Below are 24,367 nucleotides of genomic sequence, written 5' to 3'. Positions count from 1 at the left end.
CCGCCCCACGACATCCCGGAAGAGGACCTCCCATGACCCAAGTCATCGAACTGAGGGGCGTGGCCAAGCGCTACGACGACTCCGACGCACCCGCCCTCGGACCGCTCGACCTCTCCGTCGCCCAGGGCGAGGCCCTCGCCGTGACCGGCCCCTCCGGCAGCGGCAAGTCGACCCTGCTGAACCTCGTGGCCGGACTCGACAAGCCGACCGAGGGCACCGTGACCGTCGACGGACAGCGCATCGACCGGCTCGGCGAGCACGCCCTGGCCCGGTTCCGCCGCGAACGGATCGGCATGGTCTTCCAGTTCTTCAACCTCCTCGACGACCTCACCGTCCTCGACAACATCCAGCTCCCCGCCCAGCTCACCGGAGTCTCGCGGCGCGCCGTCCGGGCCCGCGCGACCGAGCTGATGGAGGTCCTCGGCATCCAGAAGCACGCCCGCGCCTACCCCGGCCGCCTCTCCGGCGGCGAACGCCAACGCGTTGCCGTGGCACGGGCGTTGGTGAACCGCCCCGCCCTGCTCCTCGCCGACGAACCGACCGGCGCCCTCGACAGCTCCTCGGGCCAGGACGTCCGTGACCTCCTCGTCGACCTGCACCGCGGCGGCCAGACCATCGTGCTGGTCACCCACGACCCGGCCCTGGCCGAGGCCTGCGCGAGCCGTACCGTCCACCTCGTCGACGGTCACGTCGCCCTCGACTCCCGCGCGGAGGCCGTGCGATGACCGGGCCCCTCGTCCGCGTGGTCCGCTCCGGGGTGGGCCGGCGCCGGGTGCAGACCGTGGTCATCGCGATCGCCACGATGATGGCCGTGGCGGCCGCCGTGGTCGCCGGCTCGCTCATGGTCGTCGCGAACGCGCCCTTCGACCACGCCTTCGCCGAGCAGAAGGGCGCCCACCTCACCGCCGGGTTCGACCCGGCCAAGGCGACCGACGAACAGCTGGCGGCCACGGGCGGACTGGACGGGGTCACCGCGAGCGCCGGGCCGTATCCCACCGTGATCGTCCAGGTCACGGACTCGGCCGGCCGCAAGCCCCCGGCGATGACCTTCGTCGGACGTACCGGCCCGCACGCCGCCGTGGACGACCTGGACCTCACGGCGGGCCGGTGGGTGAGGAAACCCGGTGAGATCGTGCTGAGTTCCTCCTACCAGGGACCCGCCTTCGAGCTGGGCGACACCCTGACGGCGTCCGGCACGACGCTCACCGTCGTCGGCTTCGCCACCTCCGCCAGCAGGACCGCCGACGCATGGCTGACTCCCGCACAGATCACGGCCCTCGGCTCGAAGGACGTACCCGTCACCCGGCAGATGCTCTACCGCTTCGACGCGGCCGGCTCGAAGGGCGACATCGCCGCCGACCGGAAGACACTCGCCGCCGCCGTCCCCGCCGGGGCGCTCATGGGCACCCGGTCCTACCTGGACACCAAGCGGGCCACCGACAGCGGGGCCGCCCCGACCATCCCCTTCCTCGTCGCGTTCGGCGTCCTCGGCCTCGTCATGTCCGTGATCATCGTCGGCAGCGTCATCAGCGGCGCGGTCGGCACCGGCCTGCGCAGGATCGGCATCCTCAAGGCCATCGGCTTCACCCCGCGCGAAGTCGTCCGGGCCTATGTGGCCCAGGCCCTCATCCCGGCGGGCGTCGGCATCGCCCTCGGTGTCGTCCTCGGCAACCTGCTGGCCGTGCCCCTCCTCGACGACACCGAGCAGGCGTACGGCACCGCCACCCTGTCCGTCGCCTGGTGGGTGGACGTCGTCGTCCCGGCCGGTGCCCTGCTGGTCGTCGCGGCCGCCGCCTTCGTCCCCGCACTGCGGGCCGGGCGGCTGCGCACGGTCGAGGCCATCGCCGTCGGGCGGGCACCCCGCAGCGGACGCGGTCAGTGGGCGCACCGCGCGGCGGGCCGCCTGCCCCTGCCACGGGCCGTGACCTACGGCCTCGCCGGCCCCTTCGCCCACCCGGTGCGTACCCTCGCGATGCTGCTCGCCGTGGCGTTCGGCACGATCGCGGCGACCTTCGCCGTCGGCCTCACCTCCTCGCTGAACGAGGTCGGCCGGATCCAGGACCCCGAGGACCGGGCCGCGGTCACCGTCTTCACCGGCGGCCCCGGCGTGGCACACGGCGAACACGTCCCCGCGCCCGGCACCCCCGAGCCCCGGCAGGCCGACCCGGCCCAGGTGAGCGCCGCCATCGAGGCGCAGCCGGGCACGGCCTCGTACTACGGCGAGACCCAGCAGGACGCCACCGTGGCCGGGGTGACCGGAACCGTCCGGGCCACCCTGTTCCACGGCGACTCCAGCGCCGGCGCCTACGCGATGACCTCCGGGCACTGGCTCGACGGAACCGGTCAGGTCGTCGTGCCCGGCCAGTTCCTGGAGACCACCGGCACGGAGATCGGCGACACCGTGCGGGTCACGGTGGGGAAGGAGACGGCCGCCCTGCGGATCGTCGGCGTGGCCTTCGGCAGCGCGGACGACCAGCTGGAGATCCAGGTGAACGCCGCCGACTTCCCGGCGACCAAGCCCCAGGTGTTCCTGGTCGACGTGAAGACGGGCGTCTCCCCGACCACGTACGCCGAGAAGCTCTCCGCCCGGGTCCAGCCCCTCGGCGGCGAGGCCGTGGCCAACTCCCCCTCCCAGCAGCACAACATGGTCCTCATCCTGAACACCATGGCCGTGCTCCTCACGCTCATGCTGGTCTCCGTCGCGGGCCTCGGTGTGCTCAACTCCGTCGTCCTCGACACCCGGGAACGCGTCCACGACCTGGGCGTGTGCAAGGCCCTCGGGATGTCACCCCGGCAGACGGTGAGTCTCGTCCTCGCCTCGGTGGCCGGCATCGGCGTGCTCGGCGGCCTCGTCGGAGTGCCCGTCGGATACGCGCTGCACGGGTTTGTACTCCCGGTGATGGGGCACGCGGCGGGCACCGACCTGCCGCGCTCCGTCCTCGACGTGTACGACACCCCGCAGCTGCTCCTGCTGGGCCTGGCCGGCCTGGTCATCGCCCTGCTGGGCGCGCTGCTCCCGGCGGGCTGGGCGGCCGGGGCCCGTACGGCGACGGCCTTGCGCACGGAGTAGCCGTCACTCCTGCCGGCGCAGCCCGAGCACCAGGTCGCGGGGCAGACCGTGGGTGTCGTGGAGGTAGTCGTAGTCCTCCTCGCTCAACGGCCCCCGGTACCTCGGCCCGGACAGCAGTCGGCGCCCGCGCTCCAGCAACCTGTCGAAGCCGCGCTCCTCCTCCAGCAGCACGCTCTGGACATGACCTGTCCCGCAGGTCTGCCGGAAGTGGTCCAGCGTGTGCTGGAGGAGCTCCACCGGCAGGTCCAGGAGGGTGCGGGACGGCTCCTCGCGCCGCAGGGTGGTCAGCAGGCGGCGCACCAGACGGCGCAGGACGTATCCGCGCCCGGTGTTGGACGGCCGTACCCCGTCGCCGATGACGACGACGCCGGCGCGCAGATGGTCGCTGACCAGGCGCAGCGACCGCTCGTCCAGGGGCCAGGGCAGCAGCCGCCTCCAGGGCTCGAACAGGTCCGAGTCGTGAACCGAGTCATGGCCCTGGAGGACGGTGACCAGGCGCTCGAGACCCATGCCGGTGTCGACGCCGGGACGCTCCAGGGGCTGGAGCGAGCCGTCGTCGAGACGGCGGTACCGCATGAGGACGTGGTTCCAGACCTCCAGCCAGCGCGGGTCCGTCGTGGGCGTGCCCCGCGGCGGGCCGTCGCCGGTCCACACGAAGATCTCCGAGTCCGGGCCGCACGGGCCCACGGGACCGTTGGACCACCAGTTGTCCTCCCCGGTGAGCTCCACCGGGACCCCTGACTCCTCCCAGGTGCGCAGCGAGTCGAGGTCGGGGCCCACCTGCTCGTCGCCGCCGAAGACCGTGGCGTGCAGTCTGTCGTGCGGGATGCCGAAGCCCTCGCGAAGCAGCTCGTACCCCCAGCGGAGGCTCCGGGAGTGCCCGTAGTCGCCGAGCGACCACGAACCGAGCATCTCGAACACCGTCAGGTGCGTGGAGTCGCCGACCTCGTCGAGATCGGTGGTGCGCAGACAGCGCTGCACATTGACCAGACGGCGGCCCCGGGGGTGGGGGCGGCCCTCCAGGTAGGGCGTGAGCGGGTGCATCCCGGAGGTCGTGAACAGCACCGGGTCGCCGGGCGGCGGCACCAGCGTGCCGCCCGTGATCAGGTGGTGTCCGCGCTCCCGGTAGAAGTCGGTGAAGACGCGTACGGTCCGGTCGGTGTCCATGGCGGGGGTCCTTCGGTCTCGTGGGACCGGAAACGACCGCGGGAACGGGCGACGACCAGAGGTCCGGCACCGGCGGTCCGTTTCCGGCCGCCGGGGGAGTGGGTGAGGTCAGGCGTCGGCAGCCGGCGAGCTGGTCGCTCGCGCGGCTGCGGTGTGCGTACGGCTGATGACCTCCATGCGATCAACCCTAGGCGCGGGCCCGCCGCCCCGTCACTCGGGTTTCCGGGCCAGGGTGCCGCCGTAGCCCTCGCACCAGTGCTCCCGCCGCACCAGTGGCCGGCCCCCGTGGACCGCGCGCGCCTCGGTCAGCGCGATGCGCAGGGCCGGTCGTATCTCCGGGGGCAGCGTGCCGGCCTCGGGCCAGCCCACGACATGGCGGGCGATGTCCCGCAGCTTGGTGTTGGTGCGCTGGGAGACGGCCTTCAGGACCTCCCACCCCTGCTCGGGGCGCAGACCGCTCAACGCGACGAGGACCCCGATCGCCTGGTCGACGACGGCGTGGGAGACAAGGGCTTGCCGGAGCTGGGCGATCTCCTCCTGGAGCTCCTCGATCTTCCCGGCCAGCTCTTCACGTTCCGTCATGTACAGCCCTGTCGCCCTCTCCCCCTACCGCACGACGACTCCGCCGGTCGCCGACTCTCCAGTCTGCACAGCCGGGTCCGCGGGCCGCGAGCCACTGAGCGCACACCTTGTGACCAGGCAGGACAGAAAACGAAACGGCGCACCGCAGCTTTGTGGCATTCGCGGGTAGGCGGCAAGGAGAAGCCGAGCCGAGAGTGGAGGACCTGACCGCGTGGAGACGCTCACGTTCGACAGCGACGACCTGGAGCGCACCGAGGAGTTCCTCAGTCACGCCTACGCGAGGATGCGCATCGGCAACGGCACCCCGGACAGCAGCCGCGCCCGCATCCACCGCAGCGCCATCGACACGGTCAGCGTCGACGAGCTCGACCTCGACTTCGACATGAGCTACGCCGTCACCCCGCTGGGCCGGATCTGCCTGTGCGTGGTCCACGAGGGCAGCATCGAGGACCACGTCTACCAGGGCGTCTCGGACTCCTTCGGACCCGGCGACGTCGTGTCCTTCGCCCCGCCCGAGCTGTCCTACGCGGGCCGCATCCGCGCGGCCCGCTACAACATCACCATGCTGGACCCCGAGCTGCTCACCCAGGTCGCGGGGACCGCGGGCCCGCTGCGCCAGGAACCGGTCCGGCTGACCGGACACCGGCCGCTCAGCCCCGCCGCGGGCGAGCGGCTGCGGTCGACCATCCGCTACGTGCGGGACCACGTCCTCGCCGACCCCGCCGTCGCCGACCAGCCGCTCGTCGCCGCCACCGCCGCCCAGCACCTGGCCGCGACCGTCCTGGCCACCTTCCCCAACACCGCGTCCGCCGACCCGACGGGCCCCGACCGCCAGGACGCCCATCCGGCCGCACTGCGCCGCGCCCTCGCCTTCATCGAGGGCCACGCCGACCGGCCCCTCACCGTCGCCCAGATCGCGGAGGCGGCCCACATCAGTGTCCGCGCGCTCCAGTACGCCTTCCGCCGGCACCTGGGCAGCACCCCGCTCGCCTACGTCCGCCGGGTCCGCCTGTCCCACGCCCACGACGAGCTGGCGGCCGCCGACCCCGAGGCCGGAACCACGGTCGCCGACATCGCCGCCCGCTGGGGCTTCTCCCACCCCGGCCGCTTCGCCACCCTCTACCGCCGCTCCTACGACCGCTCACCGGGCCGTACGCTGCGCGACGACTGACGGCTTCCTGCGCCTGGTGACAAAGCGTCCACCAGGCCCTGCGTTCTTGTGAGCAACCCCCGAGAACCCCGCCCGTGGCGTCCTACGGTCCCGGCATGAACACGAGTCGCAGCAGAGCAAGAACGTGGCGTACCGCGGCGCTGGCGGCGCTGCTGACCACCGGGGCGTTCACCGGGTCGGCCTCCGCTTCCGTGGAGGGCGCTCGGACCGAGACGGCCGTCGGGTCGGCCGGTGGCGTGACCGAGACCGTGGTCCGTGTGAAGGCACCCCTGCCGGCGTCCTTCGGCGCCCGGCCCGCGGCGTGCGACTGGCTGTCGTACCTGCGCTACCGGTCCTCCGCGGGCCCGGCGTCCTCGGCCGACGCCGACCGGGTCCTCGTCGCCCAGCCCGGCATCCTGGAGGGCGCCGGCGCCTTCGACAGTGTCGCCCGCAACACCGTGACCCGCGCCGCCCAGCAGGGCCGGCACATCGAGTTCTGGGCCCTGGACCGGCGCTCCAACTGCCTGGAGGACCACACCGGAACCGCCACCGGCGACCAGCACACCGCCGTCGACTACTACTACCGGGGCAAGCAGGTCGGGGGCCGCACCTTCGCCGGGTTCGTCGGCAACGACAGGCTCGGCTGGATGGCCGGACTCGGCATCGAGCAGACCGTACGGGACCAGTACGACCTGCTCGCCGCCGAACTGCCCGACCAGAGGGTCCGCAAGGACAAGGTGCTGTGCGGCGGCCACTCGCTCGGCGGTGTCATCACCGGCTACTTCGCCGCCGCCGACTTCGACGGCAACCCCGCCACCACCGCCGACGCCGGCCAGAACCAGTGCGCCGGGTACTTCGCCCTCGACACCACCGTCTCCACCTCGCTCGCCGACCTGAGCGGCAGCATCCCGGACGACACCAACCTGCCCGACACCGGCCTCGGTTACGGCGTCGTCCAGGCCGGACTCGACAGCGGGCTCTTCCCGCGCACGCTGTCCGCGCCCGTCCTGCTCAACCCCGAGACCATGACCCTGCTCGCCATCGCGGGCGTCGGCGCCGTACAGGACCCGGACGGCGAAGCGGACCTGCCGAGCTATCTGCCGCAGAACACCAACATCGAGGCCACCAACCGCTTCCTGTTCTCCAAGGACACCGCCACCTTCCTCACCGGCTCACCCGCCGTGAAGGACTTCCGGCTCACCAACGAGGCCGTGCTCGGGGCGCTCATGGACGACCAGTCCGTCCCGCTCGCCTTCCTCCAGAGCAGTGTCGGCTTCTTCGACGGCGGACCGGTCACCGACAAGAACTTCCCCGTCACCAACGGGAGTTCGGCCCAGCCGGGGCTCTTCGGCACCGAGTACAAGGCCATCCCCGCCGTACCGCACGGCCCGCTCTACACCTGGCGCGACTACGACCGGGTCGGCGACGCCGACGACCCCGGGTACAAGTCGTCCGACGGGACGCCGTTCACCGCCGCGGGCAAGGAGGTCACCGACATCCAGGAGCTGGCGCGCAGCATGGGCACCCAGCCGCTGGACTTCACCGAGCAGTACTTCCCGACCAAGCTCGTCACCGACATCCAGCTGTCCACCTCCCCGCAGGTGAAGCGGCTCGTCGTGCACCCGGACGGGCTCACCGCCAACCCGACGCTCACGGTCCTCGCGGGCGACGGGCTGCTCGCGGGCCGGGTCCCCGCCGAGCTGCATCCCGTTGTCGCCGACGGCTACCAGCACCTCGACGTGCTGACCGCGGCACCGGTGCAGAACAACGGCCGGCCCGAGCCGGTGTCCACCGCGCTGACGGAGTTCGCCCGCGATCCGCGATAGGCGCCGGGGCCCGGGAGGGAATCCCGCGTCCCATGGGGAAGGGCCCGGGAGGAATTCCTCCCGGGCCCTTCCCCATGGGACGGTCCGCTCAGACCTTGCCCGCCGCGAAGGCCGCCGCCGCGTCCGCGTTCGCGGTGTAGCCGAGATGCGCCAGCGTGTCGTTGCCACCCGCCTCGCAGACCGGGTCGCCCTTGGCACAGAAGTCGATCGTGCGGCTCTGGTACGTGCCGGTGACGCTCTTGCCGATGGCCCGGATCGGGTTGCCGAACAGCAGCACGGCGGCGACCTTCGGCTCCACCGCCGCGGGCAGGGTCGCCACGATGGGACTGCCGACCACCGCACCGGCGCTGCTGATGCCGATGGAATTGTCGACGACGTTCGCGCCCTGCGAATATCCGACCAGGATGAAACGCTGGTTCGGACACGCGGACGCCTGGCTGTTCACGTGGTTCACCAGGTCCGCGTTGCCCTGCGCGGCCGAGGTGAGGGAAAGGTCCGCGGGATAGTTCACCTTGTAGCTCGACAGGTTCTTGCCCGTCAGTTTCCGTTGCAGGGCCGAGAACACCGGGTCGCCGACGATGAAACCGAGCGTGCCCGGCTCGAACGTGCCGCGAGCTGCGACGACGTCGATGTCCGAGCAGGCCGCGGCCGTCGCGGACGGTGCCGTGACGGTAGCCACCGTGGCCCCGCCGACCAGGGAGAGCGCGGCGAGGCATACGCGAATACGCATGGGGGGATCCTTTGAGGGTGGGGCGTGCGAAACGCCTGTGGAAAGGATGTCCCGAAGGTATTCGCTTGACCGACGGAGGTGTTATGGACGGGAATTCAGGAATTCCTCGTTCTTTTGTGCCGTGGTGAGTGCCAGAATGAGATCCAGACGGGCGCCGGGATCGTGCAAGACCTCACCGAACACCTTGTCCAGCTGACGCAGCCGGTAGCGCACGGTCTGCGGATGCACATGGAGACGGGCGGCGACGTCGGGCACGTTGCTGCCGCTGAGCAGCCAGGCGAGAAGCGTCTCGGCGAGCCGCTCGCGCTGCCCCTCCGACACCGCTTCCAGCGGTGCCAGGGCCCGGGTCCGTAACTGGTCGAGCATCGGCTCGTCGCTGTGCAGCAGGAGCGTCGACAGGTGGTCCGCGCAGCGCACCACCCCCTGTCGGGGCAGGATCCCGCGCCCCATCAGCCCCAGGGCCCGGGTGGCCCAGCGCAGCGACTGGGCGGCCTCCGCGAGCGGCACCGTAGGCCCGATCGCGGCCGGCCGCCCGCGCAGCGCGAGCCCGAACGCCCGCCCCCCGAACCGACCGGAGCCGTCCGGATCGGGGATCAGCATCCGCGGCGGCCGTGACTCCATGTCCACCAGCGCCCCGGCGGCGGCCAGCGGCCACTCCTCGTCCCGCTGGTCCGGGGTGGCCGCGAGCGCGACGACCGCGACCTGCCGGGGCACCGACCACCGGGCGCCGTGCGCCAGGTCCTGCACCGCCGCGAGCGCCACCGGTCCGTCGCCGAGCAGCAGGTCCAGCAGCCGTCGGCGCCGCCGCTCCAGCTCGTCCGTGTTGTGCGCGCGGGTCTCGGAGTATCCGGCCGCCGCCGCCTCCGCGACCTCGTGCACGGTACGGAACGCCAGCTCACCCAGCGCCGTGACCACCGAGGAGTCCAGTCCCAGCTCCTCCGCCGTACGGCCCATCAGCCGCCAGGCGTGCAGCCCGCCGACCCGCAGCGCGGACTGCAGGGCGTCCAGGCTGCGCCCCTCCAGGGCCTCGCCGCGCCCGAGTTCGTAGTAGGTCTCCGCGATGGCCTCGCCGCGGCCACGCGGGTCGGCGATGTGGTCGACGAACAGCGTGAGGGCCTGCACGACACCGGCTCTCAGGTGCTCGCGGTAGGTCCCGTCGGCGGGGCGCGCGTACTCGGGGACCTGCCGGCGGACCTCCTCCTCGACCTCGTCGGCGACCTCCTCCAACTGGGCGCGCAGCAGGTCGGCCAGATCGGGCGGTACCGCGGTGGCGTCGCGGCCCTCCGGTACTCCGTGCGGGGCGGGGGTGGCCAAGGCGGACCCTCCTTTCACCCGGAAGCGGCTCACCCGTGGGCCGTTGCCGGTGGGGCGAGGGGTAAGTCCTGTGTTGGACGGACGTCCCCTGCGATGCGTTCCGTGCCCCGACGGTACCGACATCACACCGGCACCCCCAGAGCGCGGGCGAGCATCGGCCACGACGCGGTGAACTCCTGCTTCCAGTACGCCCAGCTGTGTCCTCCTCCTGCGTAGAAGTGCGTGGTGACCGGGACGCGCAGCAGCGCCAGCGTGTTGGCGAAGCCCTGCGCGGAGGGCCACAGGGCGCTCTCCAGCGCCTCCGGCAGCCAGTCACCGGTGCCGCCCGCCAGGCCGCTGCCCTGGGAGACGTACAGTGCGGTGCCGCGCAGCCCGGTGGCGCGGTCGCGCGGGTTGAAGTCGCGCCAGGTGAGCAGGTTCAGGATCGGGTTGCCCCACAGCGAGGCGGGCGCCAGGTTCTCGCGGGCCACGATGGCGTCCATCAAGGTCGGGACGCCGGGGGCCATGGTGTCGAGGATCCCGCTGTAGGAGGCCGCCGCGGTGAACAGGCCCGGGTGCCGGGCCGCGTGCGCCATGGCGCCGTAGCCCCCGGTGGAGACCCCCGCGACGGCCCGTACGCCGGAGGCCCGGTAGCTGCGGGCGAGCAGCGCCGGAACCTCCGTCAGCTGGAAGGTCTCGTAGTCGGGTCCGCCGCGCCAGGCGGTGGGGATGCCGGTGGGCCCCGCGTCGGGCATCGCGACGATCAGGTCCCGGCCCGCGGTGAACGCCTCGATGTCCGTCTCCCGGGTCCAGGACGTGTAGTCGTCGTGGGCGCCGTGCAGCAGGTACAGCACCGGGTAGGTCCGGGTGGGCTGCGCGTCGAAGCCCGAGGGCAGGATCAGCCGCACCGGCGCGCTGCGGCCGAGCGCGGCGGAGGACACGGACACGTCCACGGTGCGCGACGAGAGCGCGGAGGCGGGCCGGGCGCCGATCAGGGCGACCAGTCCGGCACCGGCCGCGGCCTTGGTGACGGTACGTCGGGACACTGAGGTGGGGCGACGGTGCATGGCGGCTCTCCTCGGATCACGTTCAGCGGGTTCTCGCGGCGAGTTCTCGCCCCAGGTGCGCGGCGATCTCGTCGACGTGCGGCGGGTCGAGCAGCGACAGGTGGTGTCCCGCGACCGGCACGACGGTCAGGTCCGGGCACACCTCGTCCCAGCCCAGCGCCTGGTCGTCGCGTTCGTAGGCCGGATCACGCACGGTGTGCGGGGCGGGCTCCGTGGCCCGGTACAGGACCACCGGCCCCTCGTACAGGCCCGGCCGGTGGGCCTCGCCGATCCTCAGGTCCAGGTAGGAGGAGCGCTGGTGCTCCAGCGCGGCGGCCGGCACCTCGGCGCGGGCGCGCAGGATCCCGAGCACGGTGTCGATCCGCTCGCCGTCGTCGTCCATCGCGAGGAGTTCGTCGTACGGCAGCTCCAGCCGGACCCCGTAGACCTCCGAGACGTGCCGGGCGAACCCCGCGAAGTGGGCGCGGACCCGGTCGCCCGGTGTGCGCTCGGGCCGGGGGAGGGGCCGCACGGAGTCGATCAGTGCCACGAGCTCCACCTCCCGTCCTGCCGCAGTGAGTTGGCGCGCGGTCTCCTGGGCGACGAAGCCGCCGAAGGACCAACCGCCCAGCAGGACGGGCCCGTGGGGGTGGACGGCGGTGACGGCCTCCGCGTAGCGGCGCGCCTTCTCGGTCGCCGTGCGGGCGTCCTCGAGGCGTTCGAGGCCGTACACCGGCCGCTCGTCGCCGAGGCGTTCGGCCAGGGTCCGGTACACCTCGCTGGTGCCGCCGGCGGCATGCACGAGGAAGACCGGGGGACGGTCGCCGGTGGCGCGGAGCGGGCGCACCACGGCCGGCACGTCCGGCCGGAGCCGGTCGGCCAGTTCCTGGACGGTGGTGGCGCCGAGCAGGTCGCGCAGGGGCAGTTCGACGGCGAACTCGCGCTCCAGGGCGGTACGGATCCGCACCGCCATCAGGGAGTCCAGCCCGAGGTCGGCCAACGCGGTGGCGGGGGTGACCCGGTCCGCGGGATGGCCGGTGACGGTGGAGATGTGATGGCACAGGCGGCCGGCGACGGAGGTGTCGTGCGCCGCGTCGGGTGTCTTGGCCCGCACGTGGGCCGGGGCGGCAGGTGCGTTCGCGGGAACCGCCCCCCGCCCGTCCGTCCACCAGTACCGGACATGCTTCCAGCGCGGCGCGGGCAGATCGACGACCCGTCCGGCCGGCAGCGGCAGCCGTTCGCCCGCGCAGTAGAGCGAGCCCAGCTGGGTGAGGAAGTCCGCGCAGCCGTCGCCGTCCCGCCGGAGCGTGCCGATCGCGAGGGTGCCGGGTGCGGTGTCGGTGACGGCCCGCGCCAGGACCGGGTGCGGCGAGATCTCGACGAAGACGGAGTGACCGTCGGCGGCGGCCGCGGCGACGGCCCGGTCCAGCCGTACGGGCCGGCGCAGGTTCGCGGCCCAGTGGGCGGCGTCGAAGACACTGTCGCCGCGCGGGTCGTCCAGGACGGTGGAGTAGACGGGCACTTGGGGCGCGCGACCGCCCAGATCGGCCAGGGCTTCGGTCAACTCCGCGAGAAGCGGCTCGACCTGGGGGGAGTGACCGGCCCCGACCACCCGCATGGACCGGGCCGCCCGACCCTGTCCCTCCAGCCACCGCACCAACCGCGCCACCGCCGGTTCCGCACCGGTGACGACCTTCTGCCCGGGCGAGGAGTGGACGGCCACGTGCACGTCGGGGAACTCACCGGCCATGACGTCGAGTTCACCGTCCTCCAGGTCGACGACCGCCATCGCCCCGCCCCGCAGCCCGCTCAGCAGCCGGGCCCGCACGGCGACGATCCGGGCCCCCTCCGACACGTCGAGGGCGCCCGCGCACACCGCGGCGGCGACCTCGCCCAGGGAGTGGCCGATGACGGCGGCGGGCTCGACGCCGTGGGAACGCCACAACTCGGCGAGCGCCACCTGGAGTCCGAAGAGAACGGGCTGGGCGACCTCCAGCCGGTCGAGGGCGCACCCCGATGACAGCCGCTCGTACAGCGACAGCCCGCACTCCGCGTCGAGCTTCTCCACGGCGGCGGCGAACGCGGGTTCCTCGACCAGCAGCCGGCGCCCCATCCCGGCCCACTGGCTGCCGTACCCCGAGAAGACCCACACGGGGCCCCGCCCGACGAGATCCCGGTCGCCGGTCACGACCCGTCCGTGCATGGACGCCCCGGACCGGTTCCCCCGTGCCAACGCGTCCAGTCCGTCCGCGAGTTCGGCGCGGTCCCGGGCGACCACCGCCGCCCGTACGCTCCCGCGTCCCGCCCGGCCGGCCAGCGTGCGGGCCACGTCGGCGGGGTGCTCGGAGGCGGTGCGGAGCCAGTCGGCGAGCCGGGCCGCGGTGTCCCGCAACCGCTCCTCGTCCACGTCGGACAGGACGTGGAGCCGGGCCCCGGGTTCCTCGGCCGGGCGCGAGGGCAGGACACCGGGCCGCCATTCCTCCAGCACCGCATGGGCGTTGGTGCCGCCGAACCCGAACCCGGAGACCCCGGCGGTGGCCGTACCGCCGTAGCGCGGCCAGGGCTCGCCCTCCGACACCACCCGCAGCCGTACGTCGTCCAGGGCACTGCCCGCCGAGCAGTGCAGGGACGGCGGGATGACGTCGTGGTGCAGGGCGAGGACCGTCTTGACCAGCCCGGCGATGCCCGCGGCGGACTCCAGGTGACCCAGGTTCGACTTCACGGAGCCCAGCAGCAGCGGCTGGTCGGGGTCGCGGCCCGCACCCAGCACGGCACCCAGGGCGCCCGCCTCGATCGGGTCGCCGAGCGGCGTGCCCGTGCCGTGTGCCTCGACGTAGTCGATGTGCGCCGGGTACAGCCCCGCCCTTGTGTAGGCGGACGCCAACAGGGCTTGCTGGGCGGCCGGGTTGGGGGCCAGGAGGCCGTTGGAGCGGCCGTCGGAGTTGACGGCGGTGGCGCGGATGACGGCGAGGACGCGGTCGCCGTCGCGCTCGGCGTCGGACAGCCGCTTCAGCAGCACGGCCGCACAGCCCTCACCGCGTCCGATGCCGTCGGCGTCCGGCGAGAACGGCTTGCAGCGCCCGTCCGGCGCGAGGGCGCCCGCGCGCCGGAACGCCACGGTGACGGTGGGGGAGAGCAGCAGGTTGACGCCCGCCGCGATCGCCGTGTCGCTCTCGCCCGTGCGCAGGCTCACGCAGGCGTGGTGCACGGCGACCAGCGAGGACGAGCACGCGGTGTCGACGGCCACGCTAGGCCCCCGCGTGTCCAGCACGTACGCCAGCCGGCCCGCGGTCACGCTCAGCGCGCCGCCCGCCGGCGCCCAGGGGTCGACGGCCGCGGGGTCGGCGCCGGTGAGCGAGCCGTACTCCGGCGCCGAGACCCCGACGAAGACCCCGGTGGCGGTGCCGGCGAGGGAGGCGGCCGGGACGGCGGCATGGGCGAGCGTCTCGTGCACGACCTCCAGGAGGATCCGCTGCTGCGGGTCCATCACGGCCGCCTCGCGCGGGGTGATCCGGAAGAAGTCCGCGTCGAACCCCGCGATGTCGTCCAGGTAGCCGCCGTAGGGAAGCGCGTCCTCGGGCGGGTAGGCGGTGAAGTCGCGCCAACGGTCCTCGGGCACCCGCCGGATCGCGTCGACCCCGTCGGTCAGCAGCCGCCAGTAGTCCTCCGGGCCGTGAACCCCGCCGGGCAGGCGGCAGCCGAGGCCGATGACGGCGATTGGCTCCCCGAACGCCGAAGGTGCCGCCGCGGTGACCGGCGCCGGTTCGGGCCCGGCGGACGTACGGCACAGATGCGCCACCAGTGCCTCCCCGGTCGGCGCCTCCCACAGCAGCGTCGCCGGCAGCTCCCGCCCGGTCAGCCGGGACAGCTCTCCGGCCAGCACGACCGCGTCCCGCGAGGCCATGCCGAGATCCGCCAGCGGCCGGTCCATCGGCACCTCGGTGACCGGTGTGCCGGTCCACTCGGCCAGCCGCTCCATCACCAGCCGGCGCACCGCGCCCGCGTCCACGGCTCTCACGCGGCACCGCCCACCGCGTAGGCGCCCGCGAGATACCGCTCCCGCGTGAGCGCCCGGGACACCTTGCCGCTGGACGTGCGGGGCACGGTGCCCGGCGCCACCAGGACGACGTCGGTGAGCCGCAGTCCGTGCCGGGCGGACACGGCCGCGCGCACCGCCCGCACCAGAGCCGGTACGTCGAGCTCGGCGAGGCTGGTGGTCCGGGTGTGCTCGGCGACCACGACCACCCGCTCACCCGAGCCGCCCGCCACCCCGAACGCGGCGAGCCGGTCCCGCCGCAGTGCCGGATGCGTGTCCTGGACGGTGGCCTCCACGTCCTGCGGGTAGTGGTTGCGGCCGTCGACGACGATCAGGTCCTTGAGCCGGCCGGTGACGAGCAACTGCCCCTCCAGGACCGTCCCGAGATCACCGGTGCGCAGCCACCCGTCCGCGCCGAAGACGCGCCGGGACTGCTCCTCGTGGTGGAAGTAGCCGCGGCCCACGTTGGGCCCCCGCACCTGGATCTCACCGACCTCGCCCTCGGACAGGACGGCCTGCGAGAGGGGATCGGCGATCCGGATCCGCTGTCCCGCCGGGGTACCGCAGCCCGCCAGCAGGACGGCCCTGGGATCGTCGGGGCGCGCCGGCAGCGCCTTGCCCTCGGCGAGCGCGTCCCGGTCGAGCGCGAACCGGCGCAGCGGCTGCCCCGGGCGGGCGGCGCTGACGAAGACGGTCGCCTCGGCGAGGCCGTACGACGGACAGTGGGTCAGCGGCCCGAGTCCCTGCTCGGAGAAGGCCGCCTGGAAGCGGTCGGCCGTGGTGGGGCGGACCGGTTCGCTGCCGTTGATGAGCGCGAAGACGCCGTCCAGGCGCAGCTCCGCCTTCTGCGCGTCGGTCACCGTCGAGGCGCAGTAGTCGTAGGCGAAGTTGGGCGCCGCGCTCAATGCCCGCGGATGCGCGGACAACAGCCGCAGCCAGCGGGCGGGTTCGTGCAGGAACGCCACCGGGTCCATGAGCACCGACAGCAGGCCCCGTACGACGGGGGCGGCCACGCTCAGGACGAGGCCCATGTCGTGGTAGAGCGGCAGCCAGCCCACACACGTCACCGGGTGCGCGTCCGCGCCGTAGGCGGTCAGTGCCTGACGGGCGTTGGCGACGACGTTGCTGTGCCCGATCTCCACGCCCGCCGGGGTGCGCGTGGACCCCGAGGTGTACTGGAGATAGGCGACCTCGCCGTCCACCGGCTCGAGGTCGCCCGCGGCGGCGTCCGGCACCTCGTCCACGGCGACGACCCGGTCGCCCAACTCCCTCACCTGCTCCAGGTGTCGGCTCGTCGTCAGGACCACGGCGGGCCGCGCGTCGGCCAGCACCGCCGTGAGCCGGTCGTCCTGTCCGGGCAGACCCGGCGGATACAGCGGCACGGCGACGAGGCCCGCGGTGAGCGCCGCCAGGAACCCGGTGACGTACTCCAGCCCTTGGGGGCACAGCAGCGCCACCCGGGCCCCCGGCTCGGCCTCCTCCGCCAGCCGGGCGGCCACGGCACGGACCCGCAGGTCCAGCCGGCGCCAGGTCAGGGTGCGGTGGACGCCCCGCGAGCCGGGCGCGGGATGGTCGACGAAGGTGAACGCCCGTCGCTCGGGCGTGGTCTCGGCCCAGTGCCGCAGGTACTCCGGCAGCGTGCGGAAGGCGGGGGCGAGCGGGGGACGGCGGCTGTCCATCAGGCTGGTCTCCTCGCGAGACGGGTCAGAGCGGGATGTTGCCGTGCCGGCGCTCCGGCATCGGGGCACGCTTGCCGCGCAGCGCACGCAGGGCGCGGCAGATGTGGGCGCGGGTGTCGCGCGGGGCGATCACGGCATCGACGTAGCCGCGCTCGGCGGCGAGATAGGGCGTGCCGTGGGTGTCCTCGTAGGTGGCGACCAGCCGGGCCCGCAGCGCCTCGGGGTCGTCGGCGGCGGCCAGTTCCCGCCGGTGCAGGACGCCCACCGCGCCCTCGGCACCCATCACCGCGATCCGCGCGGTCGGCCAGGCGAGGTTGATGTCGGCGCCCAGGTGCTTGGAGCCCATCACCGCGTACCCGCCGCCGTACGCCTTGCGCACCACCACCGTCACCTTCGGCACGGTCGCCTCGGCGTAGGCGTACAGCAGCTTGGCGCCGCGCCGGATGATCCCGGCCTGCTCCTGCCGGACCCCGGAGAGATAGCCCGGCACGTCCGCGAAGGTGAGCAGCGGAATGCCGAACGCGTCGCAGAACCGCACGAACCGCGCCGCCTTCTCGGAGGCGTCGATGTCCAGCACCCCGGCCGCGTGCAGCGGCTGGTTGGCGACCACCCCGACGGACCTGCCCTCGACGAGCGCCAGCGCGCAGATGATGTTCGGCGCGAACAGCTCCTGCACCTCCAGGAGTTCACCGTCGTCGACGACCGCCCGCAGGACGTCCCGCATGTCGTAGGCCTGCCCGAGCCGGTCCGGCACGATCTCGTCGAGCGGGATGTCGGAGGGCGCCGGCAGGGGTGCGTAACTCGGCGGCCGCTCCAGGTTGTTGACGGGCAGGTACGACAGCAGCTCCCGTACGGTGTCCAGGGCCTCGGTCTCGTCGGCGGCGAGGAAGTGGGCGTTGCCGTTGAGGGAGTTGCTGGTGCGGGCACCGCCCAGTTCCTCGGCGGTGGCGCGTTCCCCGGTGACCGCCTCGATGACGTCGGGCCCGGTGACGAACATGTGCGAGGCGCCGTCGACCATGACCGTGAAGTCGGTGATGGCGGGGGAGTAGGCGGCCCCGCCGGCACACGGGCCGAGGACGACCGAGATCTGCGGGATCACCCCGGACGCCTGCACGTTGCGGCGCACCAGCTCGGCGTACAGGGCGAGCGAGACGACCCCCTCCTGGATGCGGGCGCCGCCACCGTCGTTGAGCCCGATCACCGGGCACCCCGTGCGCAGGGCGAGGTCCATGAGGGCCACCGTCTTCTCGCCGAAGGCCTCGCCCATGCTCCCGCCGAACACCGTGGAGTCCTGGGAGAACACACAGACGGGCCGCCCGTCGATGGTGCCGCACCCGGTGATCACACCGTCCCCGTAAGGACGGTCGGCGCCGTCCCCGGTCGGCCGGGCCCGCACGAACAGGCCGGTCTCGGTGAACGAACCGGGGTCCAGCAGCAGGTCGATCCGCTCGCGGGCGCCGAACTTGCCCCGTCTTCTGGGCCGGTCCCCGGCCACGGCCCGCGCCCGGCGGGCCTCCAGCGCGAGGACGCGGTCGGCGGTGCGGTCGGGCAGGCGTGTCGTCGTCACCTCTACTGTCACTGCCACCTCCGAAGTGGCCTTCGAATATGGCAGCGCCCCCAGGTCGTGCCGAGCCCAACGCCGTTCTGTTTGCGCGAGGTGAGTCCCGCAGGGCCGGCCTTGCTCCGTGGGTGACAAGCGCCCGTCAGCGACGGGGGAGTCCCCTGTGCGCTGCATTTGAGACAACCTGGCCGGAGAGAAGGTGCAGACCTATTCGGTGGGCCCGCCTTTTCGCAGGCCGTGGGATGGCGCGTACAAGTATCGCAGCGCGTGAATGAGTCAGCTCCGAGATCGGGTTGTACCGGCCGGTTGATAGTTCAACGGCGGCGCTGCAACAATCCCGGTCCCGGCCACGTCGTCGACCCGACCCATCGGCCGTAACCCCCCACCAGGCAAGTCGTCAAGCGCGCAATTCGCATCGCGTGAATTCCGGATTCACGAACTCCCCACAAGTCCGCTCAGACCATGGCTCCGGTGTGCCTTTGCCGGGCGACCGGCGCGGCAGCGAAGAAGGTGCATGTGTCACGGCATTCCACGGGGCTCGGCGGACCGCCGTTCCCCTACGAAACAGGCCCCGAAGCCGCTCTCGGCGGCGGCGAGCGGCCGTCGGTGTCCGGCCGGCCGGAGTATCAGGCGCTCCGCCGCGCCCACCGCCGGTTCGGTGTCCGGGCCACCGCCGTGGCCGTCGGCGGATTCCTCCTGTACGTCCTGCTGTCCAGCTTCCTGCCCGGCCTCATGAACACCCCCCTGAGCGGCCACCTCACCATCGGACTGGCCCTGGGTCTCGGGCAGTTCGTGCTGATGGGCGTGATCGTGTGGCGCTACCTCGTGCACGTGCGCAGGGACGTCACCCCGGTGGTCCGCGGTCTGCGCGGCCTGGTCCGGCACCAGGAGGGCGAGGACCGCCGCCAGGGCGCCGGGGGCCGCCGGCACAGTGCCTTCGAGGCGCGCGCCGGCCGGCGCGGTGAGGAGTTCCGCCCGTGGTGACGCTCGGCGCCTCCGTCGTGGACCGCCTCAGCCTCCAGCTGACCCTGGTCCTGTTCCTGTCCGTGGTCGTCGTGACCCTGTTCACCGCGCTGCTGACCGCCCCCCAGCGCGACGAGATCGGCGAGTTCTACCTCGGCAACCGGGTGATGTCGCCGCTGCGCAACGGCCTGGCCATGTGCGGCGACTACCTGTCGGCCGCGACCCTCCTCGGCAGCACCGGCCTGGTCGCCCTGACCGGGTACGACGGACTGCTGTACCTGTGCGGCACCGCCGTCGCGTGGATGATGGTCCTGCTGCTGATCGCCGAACCCCTGCGCAACACCGGCAAGTTCACCCTCGGCGACACCCTGGCGATCCGCCTCTCCCGGATGCAGCGGCCGGTCCGGCTCGCCCTGGCGCTGTGCACGCTGACCATCACCGTCCTCTACCTGGTCGCCCAACTCGTCGGCAGTGTCGCCCTGTTGACGCAGTTCACCGGCGAACCCAGCGCGGCCACCCGCACCCTGTGCGTCGTCGTCATCGGGACCGTCGTCATCGTCTACGCGGCCATCGGAGGCATGCCGGGCGCCACGTTCATCCAGGTCGTCAAGGCGGTCATGCTCATCTCCGGTGTCACCGTGACCGCCGTAATGGTGCTCCACCGCTTCGACTGGAACGTCGGGAACCTCCTCGCCGCCGCCGCGGACAACAGCGGTCAGGGCGGACGGTTCCTGGAACCCGGACTGCGCTACGGCGGCAGTGTCACCAGCAAACTCGACTTCCTCAGCCTCCAGTTGGCCATCGTGCTCGGCCTCGCCGCCCTCCCGCACGTGATGATGCGGCTGCTCGCCCCGAAGTCGGTCGACGTCCTGCGCACCTCGGTGGTGTGGGCGATGGGCCTGGTCAGCCTCGTCTGTCTGGCGGCCGGCATCCTCGGTCTCGGCGCCACCGCCGTCCTCGGCAGCGACACCATCGCGCGCAACGACCGCACCGGGAACGCCGCCGTCCTGCTGCTGGCGCACGACCTGGGCGGTGCCGTTCTGACCGCCCTGCTGTCCTGCCTGGCCTTCGTCACCCTCCTCGCGGTCGCCGCGGGCCTCACCCTGGCCGCCGCGTCCTCCCTCGCCCACGACCTCTACGGCGAGGTGATCCGCAAGGGCCGGGCCACCGAGACGGAGGAGCTGGCCGTGGCCCGGCTCGCGGCCGCCGTCATCGGCATCCTCGGCATGCTGCTCGCGCTGATCTCCTGGGGCGCCAACTCCGCGACCCTCGCCTTCCTCGCCTTCGCCATCGCCGCCTCCGCGATCCTCCCCACCCTCGTCTTCAGCCTCTTCTGGCGGCGCTTCACCGCGCAGGGCGCCCTCCTCAGTCTGTGCGGGGGCCTGCTCTGCTCGGTGGTCCTCGTCGTCCTCTCCCCGGTCGTCTCCTCGGCGCCCGCCTCGCTCTACCCGAACGTCGATTTCGCCTGGTTCCCCTTGCAGAATCCCGGAATCGTCTCGATCCCGGCCGGCTTCCTCCTCGGCTGGCTGGGTTCGACACTCAGCCGTCCCGAAACAAAGGAGACATACGAGGACTTCGAAGTACGCAGCCTCGTAGGGGTCGACTAGCCGATTTCGCCCCTCATTTCCGAGAACCGTGTGGCGAACACGTGGATATTTCGTCTGCGGTCGATCAAGGCTTGCGGCGACAACTCGCGTGCAGTAATTAGGTGATGCATGAACTTGTTCAACCGTGGCACCATGTTCCGTCGCACGGACCGCGCGGAACCCGCCGACGTCTCCCAGCCCCCCACCGGGTCGTCGGCCACTGCCACAGCCGTCCTTCCGGACCCCGGACTGGCGGCCCTGACCGGGGAATGGGCCATCGACCCCGCGCACAGCAGGATCGGCTTCTCCGTGCGTCACGCCATGGTGACCACCGTGCGCGGGGCGTTCCTGGAGTACCAGAGCCGCCTCTACTTCGACGGCCGCGACCCGTCCCGCTCGCAGGCGGAGATCATCGTGTCCACCGGGAGCGTCGACACCGGCGTGGAACAGCGGGACGGGCACCTGGTGGGCCGGGACTTCCTGGACTCCGCGAACTACCCGCGCATGCGGTTCGTCAGTACCGCCGTCGAGGTCGCGGGCCCGGACCTGTACCGGATGACGGGAGACCTCACCATCAAGGCCGCCACGCGTCCCGTGGTCCTGGAACTGACCTACATAGGTCATGTCACCGACCCGTTCGGCTATCAGCGCGCCGGCTTCGACGGCACCACCACCATCAACCGCTCCGACTGGGGCCTGACCTACAACAGCAAGCTCGCCGAGGGCGGCGCGATGGTCAGCGAGAAGGTACGCCTCCAGTTCGACATCGCGGCGATCCGGACACCCCCGGTCGGCTGACGGCAACTCCGGCGCACGAAGGGGGCACGCACTCGCGTCCGAGTCCGTGCCCCCTTCGGTCCCTCAGACCTCCGTCACCGTCCGCGTACCAGCCCCGCCAGATAGCGCCACAGCGACGAACGCGGTCGTACGGCGGTCCCGTCGGCCGGGGTGTCCGGGCCCGAGCCGGCCGGTGCCGGGAGCGGCGGGCCGGAGGGCACCGGCAGGGCCTGCGCGTCCGAGAGCGTGTACCGCACCGGCAGCGAGCGCAGCCCGCGCATGAACGGCGAGGAACGCCACGGCAGTTGGTCGACCGGAAGGGACAACTCCAGCCCGGACAACCGCTCGAAGAGCCTGCTCACCCCGATCGCCGCCGCACCACCGGCCAGTTCACGGGCCGGGCACTGCCGGGGGCCCGCACCCCACGACAGATGGGCCCGGGTGCTGATGGTCGACTCGGGGCACACCTTCGCGGCGAACGCCGGGTCCGCGTGCGCGGCGCCCACCGACACCCACACCGGATCGCCCGCGGCGATGGTGTAGTCGCCGAGCTTCATGTCGGTGAGCGGGAACCGCGGCACGAAGTTGATCAGCGGCGGCTTCTGCATCACCACCCGGTTCATGGTCTCCCTGATCAGCCCCGCCGACAGACTGGCGCTCGCGGGCAGGTTGCCGGTGATGACCTCGACGACCGTGTTGGAGATCAGGATGCCGACGTGGTCCGACGTCATCCCGAGCAGCATCATCAGCTCGCGCGACAACTCCTCGACGCTCAGGCCGGGATGGGAGGCGAGCAGATAGGACGGGAAGTCGTTGCCCGGCTCCTTCATCTTCGACTCGCCGAGCTCCGACAGCGTGGCCAGCAGCCGCTCCAGCGCGGGTCCCGCGTCGGGGCCCGCGTCCAGCACCCGCCACATGTCCATCAGCGCGTCGTCGTGCTGCGAGCCGGGGAAGCCGAGCAGATGACTGGCGAGCATGAGGGGCAGCGGCCGCGAGAACTGCGCGGACAGATCCGCGAAGCCGGTGCGGCCGCCCTGGGTGAACAGCGTGATCAGTTCGTCGGCGTCCCGGGTGATCTTCGCCTTGAGCTGCTTGGCCACCGGATGCCGGGGGTCCTGGAAGGGGCGCAGCGCGGTGTCCCAGGCCACCTTGAGCCCGCGGTAGCCCTCACCGCCCTGGATCAGCACATGGTTGACGTCCAGTGAGGGCGCGAGCGGCCAGTCCGCGGGCAGCCGGCCCTCCCTGCGCGCCCGCCAGTTCTCGAGCCCCTTCGGCCACGCGTGGTCGTCCCGGAGCACCTCCAGCGACTCCTCGTAGCCCAGCACGAGCCAGACGGGCACGCCCAGCAGGTCGACCGGTGCCACCGGGCCGTGGGTCCGGCGCAGCCGCTCGTACACGATCGCCGGATCCCGTTCGTAGTCGCGGGTCATCAGCGGTTCGAGGCTCATCGACTCCAGCGACTCGTGACCGGCTGCCGAGCCGCTGTTCACTTGGACCCCCATGGCTTCCTTCCCTCGGTCGGGCGTACGCCAGAGTAATGTGACCCCCTGCACTGCCTTCATGGCGGGGGGTGATTACCGGCTCGGGCGCTCGGGGCAGCCGGGGCGACGACGAACGGCACCGCCCGAGGACGGTGCCGCTCCGGTCCGAAGTCGCCCCCTACGGGGTCCACTTGATGTTGGGGTTCACATTGCCGGTCCAGTTGAAGACGGCCATGTTGTCCCAGCCGTTGCCGCTGCCCGAGATGTTCGTCGGGTCCCAGCCGTTGCCGGTCACCGCGTACCAGGTGGGCTCCCAGTAGAAGACGCCGATCGCGCCGTTGCTGCGGGCCGCGTTCTGCACGGCCGTGAAGTTGCTCGCCTGGCCCTGCCAGGTGAGCGGATAGCCCGAGCAGCCGGTCGTGATGGAGTTGGCGGTGCTGTCGGCGTTGGCCGAGGTGAACGGGTAGGCCGTCTCGGCGATGACGACGTCCTTGCCGTAACGGGACTTCATGTCGGCCACGACACTGCCCATGTTGGCTATCGTGCCGTGCCACGGGCAGTAGTACGACAGCCCGGTGATGTCCCAGTTGACGCCCTTGGCCTTGATGCCGTCGTAGAACCAGCGGGCGTTGGCGTCACTGTCGGCGTCGGCGGTGTGGATGATCACCTGGGTGCCGCTGTTGCACGCCTTGGTCGCGTTGTAGCCCGACTTGAGCAGCAGGCTGAGGTTGGTGAAGTCGTTGTTGACGACCTTGCCCTCGTTCCACAGCATGCCGACGTTGATCTCGTTGCCGATCTGCACGCTGTCCGGGGTGGTGCCCTGCGACTTGAGGCTGTTGCAGACGTCGTACGTGTAGTTGTAGACGTCGGTCTGCAACTGGCTGATGGTGTGGCCGGCCCAGGCGGCGGGCTTGTTCTGGTTGCCCGGGTCCGCCCAGGTGTCCGAGTAGTGGAAGTCGACCAGCAGCTTGAGCCCCTTGGCCTTCACCTGCTTCGCGTACGACAGCACCTTGGCCTTGTTGTTGTAGCCGCTCGCGGGGTTGTTCCAGACCCGCAGGCGGACGTAGTTGACGCCGAGGCCCTTGAGGATGTCCAGGGGGTCCTTGGCGGTGCCGCTCGCGTCGTAGTACTTGGCACCGAGGTCGAGCGCGCGCTGGGCGGTCGACACATCGGCGCCGAGCATGGTGAGCGAGCCCGCGGCGGAGGCGCTGGTGGGCGTAGTGAGCAGGGATGCGGGCAGGGCGAGGGCCGCCGCCAGGAGCATGGCGGCTCTCACGAGGCGGCGCGGACCTTTGACGGTCATCCCGACCTCCTTGTCTGACATGACCATGGGGATAGGTTCTGTGAACGCTCACGGTAAGAGGCGTTGTCGGCCCTGTAAATACATCTGTCATGCGGACTTGTGGTCTGTGTACGTGCA

At 72.2% G+C, this 24,367-nt stretch carries 17 protein-coding genes; 7 read left to right on the top strand and 10 right to left on the bottom strand.

Annotated features, from left to right (window positions below; all coding sequences use genetic code 11):
• Window positions 1–32 precede the first annotated feature (32 nt).
• Window positions 33–725, top strand: coding sequence for an ABC transporter ATP-binding protein (locus AC2XR2_RS01885; protein WP_491514040.1), 693 nt, complete (start codon window positions 33–35; stop codon window positions 723–725).
• Window positions 722–3,070, top strand: coding sequence for an ABC transporter permease (locus AC2XR2_RS01880; protein ID WP_491514039.1), 2,349 nt, complete (start codon window positions 722–724; stop codon window positions 3,068–3,070). Before AC2XR2_RS01885 ends, AC2XR2_RS01880 begins: the two co-directional genes overlap by 4 nt.
• A gap of 3 nt (window positions 3,071–3,073) precedes the next feature.
• Here the strand turns inward: AC2XR2_RS01880 and AC2XR2_RS01875 are convergent, their stop codons facing one another.
• Window positions 3,074–4,237, bottom strand: coding sequence for an alanine--tRNA ligase-related protein (locus AC2XR2_RS01875; protein WP_491514038.1), 1,164 nt, complete (start codon window positions 4,235–4,237; stop codon window positions 3,074–3,076).
• Between the two features lie 210 nt (window positions 4,238–4,447).
• Window positions 4,448–4,819: an ANTAR domain-containing protein gene (locus tag AC2XR2_RS01870; RefSeq protein ID WP_381302311.1), complete on the bottom strand. Its 372-nt coding sequence runs from the start codon at window positions 4,817–4,819 to the stop codon at window positions 4,448–4,450.
• Between the two features lie 211 nt (window positions 4,820–5,030).
• Here AC2XR2_RS01870 and AC2XR2_RS01865 point away from each other — a divergent pair, with 211 nt between their 5' ends.
• Window positions 5,031–5,990, top strand: a complete 960-nt coding sequence (locus AC2XR2_RS01865) for a helix-turn-helix transcriptional regulator (RefSeq protein WP_381302309.1) — start codon at window positions 5,031–5,033, stop codon at window positions 5,988–5,990.
• A gap of 95 nt (window positions 5,991–6,085) precedes the next feature.
• On the top strand, window positions 6,086–7,795 hold the full coding sequence (locus AC2XR2_RS01860; RefSeq protein WP_491514037.1) for a hypothetical protein: 1,710 nt from the start codon (window positions 6,086–6,088) through the stop codon (window positions 7,793–7,795).
• 88 nt (window positions 7,796–7,883) lie between these two features.
• On the opposite strand, the gene AC2XR2_RS01855 is transcribed toward AC2XR2_RS01860, so the two are convergent.
• The 6 genes from AC2XR2_RS01855 to AC2XR2_RS01830 all read right to left on the bottom strand — a co-directional run bounded on the left by AC2XR2_RS01855 (window position 7,884) and on the right by AC2XR2_RS01830 (window position 18,146).
• A complete protein-coding gene (locus tag AC2XR2_RS01855) occupies window positions 7,884–8,525 on the bottom strand; it encodes a cutinase family protein (protein WP_381307991.1) in 642 nt (213 codons plus the stop codon).
• 81 nt (window positions 8,526–8,606) lie between these two features.
• Window positions 8,607–9,839, bottom strand: a complete 1,233-nt coding sequence (locus AC2XR2_RS01850; protein ID WP_381307993.1) for a PucR family transcriptional regulator — start codon at window positions 9,837–9,839, stop codon at window positions 8,607–8,609.
• 122 nt (window positions 9,840–9,961) lie between these two features.
• Window positions 9,962–10,885: an alpha/beta hydrolase gene (locus tag AC2XR2_RS01845; protein WP_491514036.1), complete on the bottom strand. Its 924-nt coding sequence runs from the start codon at window positions 10,883–10,885 to the stop codon at window positions 9,962–9,964.
• A 22-nt stretch (window positions 10,886–10,907) separates the two neighbouring features.
• Window positions 10,908–14,882 carry a beta-ketoacyl synthase N-terminal-like domain-containing protein gene (locus AC2XR2_RS01840; RefSeq protein ID WP_491514035.1) on the bottom strand — a complete coding sequence of 1,325 codons (3,975 nt, stop codon included), beginning with the start codon at window positions 14,880–14,882 and terminating at the stop codon, window positions 10,908–10,910.
• A complete protein-coding gene (locus tag AC2XR2_RS01835; RefSeq protein WP_491514034.1) occupies window positions 14,879–16,579 on the bottom strand; it encodes a fatty acyl-AMP ligase in 1,701 nt (566 codons plus the stop codon). The genes AC2XR2_RS01840 and AC2XR2_RS01835 overlap by 4 nt, the downstream gene beginning before the upstream one ends.
• Window positions 16,580–16,604: 25 nt before the next feature.
• On the bottom strand, window positions 16,605–18,146 hold the full coding sequence (locus AC2XR2_RS01830; RefSeq protein ID WP_491514033.1) for an acyl-CoA carboxylase subunit beta: 1,542 nt from the start codon (window positions 18,144–18,146) through the stop codon (window positions 16,605–16,607).
• Between the two features lie 510 nt (window positions 18,147–18,656).
• Here AC2XR2_RS01830 and AC2XR2_RS01825 point away from each other — a divergent pair.
• The 3 genes from AC2XR2_RS01825 (at window position 18,657) to AC2XR2_RS01815 (ending at window position 21,487) form a co-directional block, all read left to right on the top strand.
• The gene (locus AC2XR2_RS01825) at window positions 18,657–19,124 is read left to right on the top strand and encodes a DUF485 domain-containing protein (protein ID WP_381308007.1); all 468 of its coding nucleotides are present in this window, start codon (window positions 18,657–18,659) and stop codon (window positions 19,122–19,124) included.
• Window positions 19,118–20,710 (top strand): solute symporter family protein, encoded by a 1,593-nt coding sequence (locus tag AC2XR2_RS01820; protein ID WP_381308008.1) that lies wholly within the window; start codon window positions 19,118–19,120, stop codon window positions 20,708–20,710. Before AC2XR2_RS01825 ends, AC2XR2_RS01820 begins: the two co-directional genes overlap by 7 nt.
• 108 nt (window positions 20,711–20,818) lie before the next feature.
• Complete coding sequence (locus AC2XR2_RS01815; RefSeq protein ID WP_381308011.1) at window positions 20,819–21,487, top strand: YceI family protein; 669 nt, start codon at window positions 20,819–20,821, stop codon at window positions 21,485–21,487.
• Window positions 21,488–21,561: 74 nt separating this feature from the next.
• Here AC2XR2_RS01815 and AC2XR2_RS01810 read toward each other — a convergent pair whose 3' ends face one another.
• Both AC2XR2_RS01810 and AC2XR2_RS01805 read right to left on the bottom strand, forming a co-directional pair.
• On the bottom strand, window positions 21,562–22,968 hold the full coding sequence (locus AC2XR2_RS01810; RefSeq protein WP_330269155.1) for a cytochrome P450 family protein: 1,407 nt from the start codon (window positions 22,966–22,968) through the stop codon (window positions 21,562–21,564).
• 157 nt (window positions 22,969–23,125) lie between these two features.
• Window positions 23,126–24,250, bottom strand: a complete 1,125-nt coding sequence (locus AC2XR2_RS01805; protein WP_381308016.1) for a glycoside hydrolase family 53 protein — start codon at window positions 24,248–24,250, stop codon at window positions 23,126–23,128.
• Window positions 24,251–24,367 lie beyond the last annotated feature (117 nt).

It is taken from the genome of Streptomyces sp. LS-MS-L19 (assembly GCF_058382285.1).
The sequence above is the reverse complement of the archived record's forward strand: the minus strand, read 5'-3'. Positions and strand labels throughout refer to the sequence as shown.